This is a genomic window from Arenibacter catalasegens, from assembly GCF_002909235.1.
Taxonomy (GTDB): domain Bacteria; phylum Bacteroidota; class Bacteroidia; order Flavobacteriales; family Flavobacteriaceae; genus Arenibacter; species Arenibacter catalasegens.
Window position 1 is genome coordinate 1 of the sequence record NZ_PHQQ01000052.1, and the last position, 10916, is coordinate 10916.

7 protein-coding genes are annotated in these 10916 nt (G+C 40.5%); 5 read left to right on the plus strand and 2 right to left on the minus strand.

Going from position 1 to position 10916, the window contains the following annotated elements; translation table 11 throughout:
• Positions 1–141: 141 nt before the first annotated feature.
• Positions 142–1167 carry a LacI family DNA-binding transcriptional regulator gene (locus CWD90_RS22385; RefSeq protein WP_103478284.1) on the minus strand — a complete coding sequence of 342 codons (1026 nt, stop codon included), beginning with the start codon at positions 1165–1167 and terminating at the stop codon, positions 142–144.
• Between the two features lie 196 nt (positions 1168–1363).
• Between CWD90_RS22385 and CWD90_RS22390 the strand changes: the two genes are divergently transcribed.
• From CWD90_RS22390 to CWD90_RS22410, 5 genes are all read left to right on the plus strand, one after another.
• A complete protein-coding gene (locus tag CWD90_RS22390) occupies positions 1364–4039 on the plus strand; it encodes a TonB-dependent receptor (RefSeq protein WP_103478285.1) in 2676 nt (891 codons plus the stop codon).
• 70 nt (positions 4040–4109) lie between these two features.
• A complete protein-coding gene (locus CWD90_RS22395; RefSeq protein WP_103478286.1) occupies positions 4110–5420 on the plus strand; it encodes an MGH1-like glycoside hydrolase domain-containing protein in 1311 nt (436 codons plus the stop codon).
• A gap of 10 nt (positions 5421–5430) precedes the next feature.
• A complete protein-coding gene (locus CWD90_RS22400) occupies positions 5431–6039 on the plus strand; it encodes a GNAT family N-acetyltransferase (protein ID WP_239986594.1) in 609 nt (202 codons plus the stop codon).
• Positions 6040–6042: 3 nt separating this feature from the next.
• Positions 6043–7647 carry a sodium:solute symporter gene (locus CWD90_RS22405; protein ID WP_103478287.1) on the plus strand — a complete coding sequence of 535 codons (1605 nt, stop codon included), beginning with the start codon at positions 6043–6045 and terminating at the stop codon, positions 7645–7647.
• 11 nt (positions 7648–7658) lie between these two features.
• Positions 7659–8783, plus strand: a complete 1125-nt coding sequence (locus tag CWD90_RS22410; RefSeq protein WP_103478288.1) for a glycerate kinase — start codon at positions 7659–7661, stop codon at positions 8781–8783.
• A 137-nt stretch (positions 8784–8920) separates the two neighbouring features.
• Here the strand turns inward: CWD90_RS22410 and CWD90_RS22415 are convergent, their stop codons facing one another.
• Positions 8921–10741, minus strand: coding sequence for a hypothetical protein (locus tag CWD90_RS22415; RefSeq protein WP_157941308.1), 1821 nt, complete (start codon positions 10739–10741; stop codon positions 8921–8923).
• Between the last annotated feature and the right edge of the window lie 175 nt (positions 10742–10916).

The following is a 10916-nucleotide window of genomic DNA, read 5'->3' on the forward strand; positions in this document are numbered from 1 at the left end:
AAGCTGAGGAACAGTTTTTCGGTATAGTTCTTTCTGCCTTGCATACCTTTAATTTACGCATTTCCACACATTTATAAAAGCAAAAATTGATGTTTATTGGAGTTCTGCAACGGCCACGGCCGTTTTTCAAAACCACTATTACTAGGCCATAAAGGAGGAGTCCCTCACAATAAGGCTAGTCTTTATCTCTACGGTCCTTGTTATAATTTGATCTTTGGGGTTTTGAATCTCATCGATTAAGTATTTAATGGCAGTACGTCCTATCCTATCCCCAGGTTGATCAACTGTAGTCAAAGCAGGACTAATAATGGTAGAGTATACCGAGTTACTAAATCCGACCACAGCAATTTCCTCTGGAATTTTAACCTTAAACTTATGTAAAGCTTTTATTGCTCCTATGGCCGCATTGTCCGTAATTGCAAAAATGGCATCGGGGCGTTTCTTTTGACTTAATAGAATATTCGTAAGTCTCCTTCCATTGTCCAATGAAATATCCTCCGTACTCAAAATGATTTTTTCGCGTATAGGCAGACCATGTTGGTTTAAGGCGCGCAAATAACCTGCATATCTTTTTTCAGAATTATAGGAGTTCTCTGTCTCCTTTATAATGGCTATCCGTTGCTTTCCTAATTCTATCAAATGTTCCACGGCATTATAGGCTGCTTCTTCTTCATTGATTACAATTTGGGTACAAGGAATTTTACTTGAAACTTTGTCGAAAAGCACAATAGGTAAACGGTTTAAAACTTCTAACATTTCTTCCACTCTGGTGGTCTTTCTTGCCAGTGACATTAAAACGCCATCCACGCCAAATTGGGTCATGGTATTCAACATTTCAACTTGTTTAGTTTGGCTATTATTAGATTCTGAAATGATGATTCTATAGCCACGAAGTTCTGCCTCCTCCAAAATACCTTTCAAGATAGTAGCAGTGAACAAATGGGTTATGTTAGGTACGATAACCCCTAAAATATGCGTCTCTTTTGATCGAAAACCTCTGGCAAACAGATTGGGTGCGTATTTCATCTGCTTCGCCAACGTTTTGACCTTATCCTTTGTTCCTAGGCTAATATCTGGATGGTCATTTAAGGCTCTTGAAACGGTCGAAATCGATAGGTTTAAGACTTTTGAAAGCTCTTTTAAGGTGGTGTTTCTTTTTTTGTTCATAACTGCAAATCAATAAATTAGACAAAAATCAGTGATATAACAATACTACAAAATAAATTGCAAACGTTTGCGGGAACGTTTGCATACGAATATTGTAATAATTAACTATAAATAGTATGATATTCTGATAGTTTTGACCTTATTATCACGATTCACTAATATAATTAACTCATCTAATAACTAAAAACTAGAAATCATGAAGAAAATTATTTTTGCGGTAATCGGTCTTCTAATAGGTGCAAGCTCATACGCACAGACCGATATTTCAGGTACCGTTACCGACAATTCCGGAGAGCCTATTCCCGGAGCTAACATTCTTATAGTAGGTAGTACTTCCGGTACGATATCGGATTTTGATGGTAACTATACATTTAGTTCCGATCTTACGGGAAGCCAAATACTAAGGGTTTCATACTTAGGTTTTACCACTATGGACGAAACCATAGACCTAAATGGCACAGCCATAGCAGTAGATTTTATATTGCAGGAAGGCGGCCAACAATTAGATGAAGTGGTGTTAACCGCTTCGAGTACATTCCGTTCACAAAAACAGGCGCCTTTATCTATTAGCTCTGTCAAAATGAAGGAAATCACCAAATTATCTGCAAATAGTCAAGCCGATATTCTTAGAAGTGTTCCTGGTATTACAGCAGAAGGTGGTGGTGGTGAAACGGCCAGTAATATTTTTGTTAGAGGTCTTCCTTCAGGTGGACAGTACGTTTTCAACCCATTGCAATATGATGGAATGCCTTTAATCAGTTCATTCGGACTTAACTCTTCCGCACATGATGTTTACGCTAGACCCGATATTGGGTTCAAAGGTGTGGAATTTGTTCGGGGTGGTGCTGCAGTATTATATGGTGCAGGTTCTGTAGCGGGAATTATCAACTATACCAGTAAGACAGGTGATACCAATCCAGGCAACATGATCAATCTTGAAGTGGCCGACCAAGGCAGGCTCAAAACCGACTTTTATAGTGGGGGTCAATTGGGTGGTGAAGATTCTAACACTTATTATGCATTTACTGGTTTTGTGAGACATGACAGAGGACCTATTGATGTAGGCCTACCAACAAAGGGTATTCAATTCAGGGGAAATATCAAGAAAAAATTCGATAATGGTTCGTTCACCTTACATGGCCAGTTTATAAACGACAAGGCTCAATTTTACTTACCTATACCCCTTTCGGGAGGAGACCGTGAAAGAATTAATGGTAATGATGGTAAACCTGTAGAGCAGTTGTTAACAGGAGCTTTAGCCAACACTTCCTTCAATACTCCTGGGGGAGTCTATAACAGTCCTATAGCCGACGGTGTTTCAACTACCGGTGGTTATCTTTTAGGAGATTTCAACTATCGCTTTAGTGATGATCTTAGATTAACTTCAAAAGTTAAATATGCGAACTACAAGCATAATTTTGCTTTGTATGTTGGAGGAAATGGGAACAATGGAAACCCTATCACCCTTAATAACTATGTAGAAAGTATTGCCCCAGGAAATCAAGGGTATACCGCCACTTACCAAAGTGGAGCAGGAGGACAAATAAATGGTTCTGATTTGGTCATTGATAATCTACATGTAGACCGTTTACGGCCTATGACCGATTATTCAGGGGAGATCAATTTGACAAAAACCATCAAAACCTCGAATGGGGGAAGTCATAACGTTACACTTGGTTCATTCATCGCCAGAACCGAGGCTGAAGATATAAATTACCAGTTTCGAGTTTTGACAGAATTCAACAATGATCCGCGTTTGGTAAATTTAAACTATACTGATTCGAATGGTAATAATATGGTCTATTCACAAGGTGGATTGTACAATCGAATAGGACAGACAGCGAATAATTTTCTCTCCCAAAATAGACTTGCTCTATACCTGACCGATGAGATGATTTTTGATAAATGGCGTTTTGATGTCGGATTCAGATGGGAGCATACAGATGGACAAAACAACCGTGGAGGTATTGCCTCTGAAACGGTTTATACCGATGCGGACATAACTACTGAGTTAAGTGATGTACAATCTGCCGACGGTACTTTTTTAAGGACAAAAGTAGAGGCCAATGCTTGGGCCCTTTCATTGGCAGGTCTCTACGAATTGACAGAAACCACCAACCTCTATGCAAACTTTTCAAAAGGGTATTTTTTTCCGCAGTTAAGAGGATTTGCACCGGTTCCCGGTATTTCTGAAAGTGTATATGACCCTGAAAACATCATACAGTTTGAGGCAGGTGCCAAATTTGGCAACGAAAATTTTACGGGATCAGTCGCTGGGTATTACGTGGGGCTAACCGACCGAGTTTCCATTCGCCAGGCCATCGTTGGTGGGCAGTTGATAGACGAAACGCGTGCTGAGCAGAACACCAGGACTATCGGTCTGGAAACTACTTGGGACTATACCATTGTTGATAATTTGAATCTCCGTGGCAACCTGACCTATCAGGCCCATGAGATTACTAAAAATATCGATTTTGATTTGGTAAACGGTACTTCCGCTGAAGCCAATGTGGGCAATGAGTTGGCACGTCAGCCAAACTTGTTGGGTGCTTTGGGACTATACTATGACAATTCCGCTTTTGATGCCAATTTTGGGTTCAACTATACAGGAAAGAAATTTACCGATGACACCAATAATATTGAACTGGACGCAATAACTATTGCACGAATAGGTGCGGGATATACTTTTGCGAAACTTGATGACAATCAGTCCGTTCGTTTGGGAGTTTCCGTTTTCAACCTGTTCGATAGTGAGGGCATCACCGAAGGTAATCCAAGAGCCGGTTCTGCTGGTCAGTCGGAATCCGAGTTTTTTGTCGGAAGACCTATTTTACCAAGAAGGTTATTCTTTACTGCAACCTTTAATTTTTAAGTCAGTTTACTTATAACAACAAGACATTGGTGGTATTGCACTGCCGATGTCTTTTTTTCCTCTATAAATTATGAATTATCAACTACTAGAAAAAGCTAAACATATTTTAGAAGACAATTTTCAAAAAGGAGGCTTCACCATTCCAAGTAAGGGATTGTATCCCTTTCAATGGAAATGGGATTCAGGCTTTATCGCGATAGGCTTCGCCCACTTCGATATAGAAAAGGCAAAAACGGAAATAAGAACCTTGCTCAACGCGCAATGGGATAATGGTTTCATCCCACATATTATATTTCACACGGATAACGACTCCTATTTTCCTGGAGCCGATTTTCATCAGTCCGAACTGCATCCCAAATCGTCAAAAAAATATAAATCCACTGGAATGACCCAACCTCCAGTAACAGGTTTCGTCCTTCAGGAAATGTATCGCATTGCCGAGGATAAGGAATCTATGTTGAACTTCATCAAGGAACAAATTGTTAAAGTATATGAAAATCATATGTATTTCTATACGAATAGAGATCCTCAAAATGAAGGGTTGATGTACATCTACCATAACTGGGAATCAGGCACCGACAATTCCCCAGTTTGGGACGATATCTGGAAGACCATGAATCCGCCTGAATATACCTTTGACCGTAAGGATACCACTCATGTTGATGCCTCTCAAAGGCCTTCAAACCGGGAATATGATCACTATTTATACCTTATAGACGTTGCAAAGGAACATAATTACGATGACGTTAAAATCGCGGAACTTTCCCCCTTTTTAGTACAAGACCCCCTGTTCAATGCCATGCTGATAAAATCAAATAGTGCCTTATTGGAACTTTATGAATTAATTGGTGGCAACGAACCCAAAAAAGAGAATTTGAGAAACTGGAATAGGAAAAGTATTGAAAATTTCAATAGAAAACTGTTTGATACAGAACTGGGAGCTTACGTACATTTTGATTTGCGAAATAATAGACCTATCCAGTTTGTTTCCTCTTCCTCTTTTTCTCCTCTATTCGCCAATATACCTGATCAAAAAAGAGCAGGAATTTTGATTAAAACAATGATGGACAAATTTGGAGGTGAAGACAAATATCTATGCGCCTCTTTTGACCCAACCAGTGACCGATTTAATCCTCGTAAGTATTGGAGGGGGCCGGTTTGGATCAATATGAATTGGATGCTCTACTATGGACTAAAAAATTATAAATTTAATGATGTGGCGAAGCGAATCAAAAAAGATTCCATAGAATTGATCGAGCGCGACGGATTTTTTGAATATTTTGATTGTCGTAAGGATAACGGAGAGATTAATAGATTAGGCTACGGAGGAGACAATTTCTCTTGGAGTGCTGCACTATTCATAGATCTTTTAAAAAATTAAATTTTGAGTTTTGCCTAATGATATTATTATTTTCGACTTTTTAAAGGACTATCACTTGACGGATGGAGATGTAAGCCTAATTCCATTAAGTGAAGACCACATTGAATCCTTATCGGAAATCACAAACGACAAAGAAATCTGGAAATACTTCTTTGATAAGGGTAATGATACTGAAAGTCTTAAGAGGTATGTGCAGTCGGCAATCGAAAATCGTAAAGCGACTAAAGAGTATACTTTTGTAGTATTTGACAAGCAGAGGAATCAATATGCCGGAACTACCCGATTTTATGAGTATTCATCCGTGCTGAAAACAATAAAACTAGGACACACCTGGTATGGAAAGGCCTTTCGTGGTACGGGCCTGAACAAGCATTGCAAATATCTTTTATTTGAATTCGCCTTTGAACAATTGGGTATGGAACGAATAGGTTTTGGGGCTTATGCCAGTAACAATATAAGTATTGCGGCGATGAAAAGTGTGGGATGTAAAAAAGAAGGCGTATTGCGAAATATGTTCCCATCAATTGATAGTGAAGGAAGAACCGATGCCATTTTAATGAGTATTCTCAGGCACGAGTGGTATGAAAAAGTAAAATCTGAATTAGCCAATAAACTTTAACTCATGAATTATTTAGACTATATCGTAATTGTCGTTTACCTAATATGTTTCTTAGGTTTGGGTTTCCTGTTCAAGGAAAACAATACGGGAAACGATTATTTTTTAGGGGGAAGAAAAACCTCATGGCTACCGTTGAGCCTGTCGGCCATGGCAACCCAACTATCAGCCATAAGTTTTATTTCAGCACCGGCCTTTGTTGGTCTTAAAGATGGGGGTGGCATGCAATGGCTAACGTATGAACTAGGTGTGCCCCTAGCCATGGCGTTTTTGCTGATAGCCCTTTTGCCCACAATTTACAAATCAGGAATTGTAAGTGTTTATGAGTATTTGGAAAAGCGTTTTGATGCTTCATCCAGACTTCTTATCAGTTTTGTTTTTCAAATCAGTCGGTCAGTAGCTACAGGCGTTATGGTCTATACAATGGCTTTAATTTTGCAAGCTACCATTCAGTTGGACTTTTGGATATCTATTTTAATCATCGGCCTAATAACAATGATTTACTCTTTTCAAGGGGGTATGAAAGCTGTTATTTGGGGAGATGTAATACAAATGAGCATCTTATTTATTGGCATCATAATTTGCCTATTCTATGGTTTTAGTGAATTAGGCGGTATCGATAATTTCTTGACTCATGTTGATAAAGACCGAATTACAGCTGTTGATTTTAACAAATGGGGCTTCAATAATGGGGATGGCAACGATGAATTCGGGTTCTGGCCAATGGTCATCGGCGGCTTTTTTCTGTATGCTTCCTATTACGGAACAGATCAGACGCAATCACAGCGATTACTGTCTTCTAGCAGCATGTCCAATCTAAAAAAATTGATGATGGCCAATGGTCTGCTTCGATTTCCATTTACATTGACCTACTGTATTATGGGTCTTGTGTTGGGTACCTTATTGGTGCAGGATATAGGATTTCAAGAACAAATGGAAGCTGTTTATCAAGCCAACATTTCCTCTTTGGCAGGAAAAAAGGCCGATTTGATGGTGCCCGTTTTTATCATCAAATATTTACCTAATGGGGTAATAGGCATATTGATTGTGGCCATCATGTCCGCAGCAATGTCCACCTTAAGTTCAACGGTGAACTCCCTATCCGCTGTTACTATGGAAGATTTTGTAAAACGATTTAAACCCAATATGCCGGACAAGCAGTATATGACCTATTCAAAACTCTTATCCATTTTCTGGGGTCTGGTCTGCCTTTTCTTTGCTTTCTTCGCCGGTAATATCGAGGGCACCGTTATTGAGGTAATCAATAAGATCAGTTCTGTTTTTTATGGCCCAATTTTGGCTGCGTTCATACTTGCCATTTTAACCAAGAAAACCCATGCCTTGGGTGCAAATATCGGAATAGTGGTGGGTGTACTATTCAATATATACCTATGGCTGTACGTACCTCAAATATTTTGGTTCTGGTGGAACGCACTAGGATGTCTCGTAACCATAGCAGTAGCACTAGCTGTTAGTTTTACTGTTAAAAGACAGGTCAACGAAGGTCTGGAAGTTGTCTATTATTCCGGCAAAAAAGAAGTCGCCATATTGTTGGCCTATTTTGTCGCCATAGTGCTTTTCAGCATCTCTTTGCCCAACCTATTAAATTAAACGTATAATCAATGAAATTCGTAATTGCCCCCGATAAGTTTAAGGGTTCCCTAACGGGATTTGAATTCTGCAATGCGGTTGAAGATGGCCTCCGCATGGTCTTCCCGGATGCCGAAATCCGTAAAATGCCGTTAGCCGATGGTGGAGACGGTACCATCGACGTTGTTAAACACTATCTAAAAGGTGAAAAAATCACACTAAAGGTCAAGGATCCTTTGTTCCGGCCTGTTAGCGCTTCGTATATCTACTCCCCAGAAAGTCATATCGCCTATATAGAAATGGCAGAGGCCTCGGGTCTTAAATTGTTAAAAGACACAGAAAGAAACTGTATGCAGTCTTCTACTTTCGGTACTGGGGAGCTTATTGCGGATGCCTTGGAAAAAGGAGCGACTGAAATTATTCTAGGTATCGGAGGAAGCGCTACCAACGACGGTGGTATGGGTATGGCGAATGCCCTGGGTTATCTATTTCTTGATAAAGATGGTAAAGAGCTCGACCACATTGGAAGAAACCTTATAGCTGTCAAAAAGGTGGATAATTCAAATATACATCCAAAACTTAGGGAGGTCAAAGTTAAAGTGGCCTGTGATGTTTCCAATCCCTTTTATGGCGCCAACGGTGCTGCAAAAATATACGCGGTGCAAAAAGGAGCTTCACTGGAAGAAGTAGAAATTCTGGACAAGGGACTCCGTAATTATGCGAAGATTATTAAGGAACAGTTCGGTATAGAACTCCAAAAAATAGCCGGTTCTGGTGCGGCCGGAGGTATTGGAGGTGGTGCCGTTGTCTTCCTTAAAGGACAATTGACCTCCGGCATAGATTTGATAAAAGAACTGGCCGATTTTGACAACGCTATTGAAGGAATTGATTGGATTATCACCGGAGAGGGCCAGTTGGATGAACAAACCCTATCGGGCAAGACCATTAACGGAGTAGTGAATTCTGCCGCAAAAAAGCATATTCCTGTAGCCGCCTTATGCGGATCGGCGAGCATTTCCATTGAACAACAAAAAGAGTTTGGTCTTGCCTATGTAATTTCTATAGTTCGGGGGATATCAACGCTTAAAGAGGCAATGGAAACGAGTTACGTAAACCTGGTGAATGCGAGCTACAATTTTGCAAGGATTCTGAAATAGTTGGATTCGACAATTATGAACTTGGTTTCATAAAACTAAGGTCTTTTGAAACATTACCCGTTCTACAAACCATTTTTGTTAAACGGCCACGAACTTTTTTTGGGACTAATGAAACCTAGGAAGAAATCTATAGAAATTTAAATCGACATCCCCCTGCCCTTGTACTTTGAATAATCCGTGAGTTCATCCTTGAACCCGTTATAGACCTCTTCTCCTCCTTTGCCCCTATTGCCCAATAATGAACTTATGGCGTACACTCCTTTTCGCAATAAGCGGTTCTGTTGGATACTATATCGCCTGTTGATTGCGTCGCCCACGTTTTTTCGAAGCCCGTTGTCCATGTGGTACGTGACCATCTCTGGATGCAGGTTGGGGTAGCTCTTTTCATATGTGAGCATAAAAGCTACCCTTTCGTACCTTCCCCTTTCCATAAGATGTCCCGCCCATAGGTTCTTCAGATGGTTCCTGCCATCTCTAACAAGTCCGTTGATAACGATATGTTGATTCCCTAATATTTTAGTTACATCGGGAATGGAATTCAAATAACTGCCCGTCCTTTTAGAGAGCGTGCAACTTGTTCCTTTGTCCGTATAGATGGATTTGACCTCGAATCCTTTTTCCGTTCTCGTAAAATAGAACCCTTTGGCATTGAAAAATGCGATATAGTCCTTTGGCGATTTTTCAAAAGGGGCATGCATCCGTTCGGCATATTTCACATAGGAACCCAAGGCGACACTTTCATATTGCTTTTTGTAAACAGGATCCATTTTTTCATAAAGCTTTGGAAAAATCGTGGGCAGGAAAAAAGCGGATGCCGTCAGCTTCGGGCTGTTTTCCGAATTTTTTTCGGCCAATAGTTCCAGCACCGAATGATTTTGACGTACGAATCCAGTGGATACATATTCCTCCATGGCCTTGGGGAAAGGCAAATTTTCCAAACGGACTGGGACCGTATGCCTGTTCGAATTGGCAAAGGACAACTGGTTATCGTGATACTTTACCCCCAAAGCTTGGAACAACAGCCGGACGCTTCCCTTTTCCATCCCGACATCGATTATGCAGTTTTCCAAGACCTTGCCGATAAGGTTGAACTTATCTTTCAAGGTTTCCATTTCCTTCTTGGTCTCCAATTGGAACAATCTATCCCTGACCGTTGGGAATTCCCGTTCAAGAGCTTCCCCCAACAATTCTTTTTGATTACCTGGCAAATAGCGCTCAAGGAAAATATAGCTTTTTGAGGTTGCTATATATGGAAGGATATCCGATAAGCTCTTGGTCATGATACTTTCCGATAGCAGTCCTTTCCTTTCTGGGGATTTATGATATGATGTTTGGAATGCCTCCTTTATCAGTTTTTGCATCTCTATGCCGAACTGCCTGCTATTGGTATCGATTTCCGTGGGTTCATCGTCGTTTCCAAAAATATCCGCTTGATTCTCTATTCGGATATTTTGGCCCAGCTCCCTTTCCGTGAATACATATCCCGATCTGTCATGGATGGTATATCCCTTGACGGCATCCCCTTTTCTGTCCAGTTTGATATCGATGTCCTGATATTCCTTGAGCACTGCTGCCAATTCCTTAGACCGAATTGTCTTGAAGAGGCCATAGGTAGTTTCTATTTGTTTCAGCAAACGTTTGCGGTGCATCGGAAGTAGCTTCGATTTTGAATTGGCCTCGAAGACCTTTTGCAGTTTCGGGCCGCTCAAGCTTTTGTGCACGGTGGAGCCGTTGATGAACCGGGTCCTGTAGCCTTTTTGATTGTCCAGGCCATAGGCCACGCCTATCCTTCCCGATATGTTTTTTGTTTGCCTTAATTGTATGTGATAGGGTTTTACGAGTTTTGCCAGCTCCCCGAAACTGCGTACTTTGTGTTTTTGGAGGATGCCGTTGAGCACATCCTGCAAATAGAACTTCGTCCCTTGGGCAGGGTCCATATCGAACTGTAGTTCTGGCAATCTGTAGATCGGGAGTTCCCTTTGCTGTTTTGTACGCGGCGATGGCGATATGGACTTGCAACAAAAAAGTGGACAATTAGATAAGAGTCATGCTGCTATTTTTTGATTATACAATTCTATTTCAATTTCCTCTATAGTCTTATATCCCAAAGAGGAGTGTATTCTTCTTCTGTTA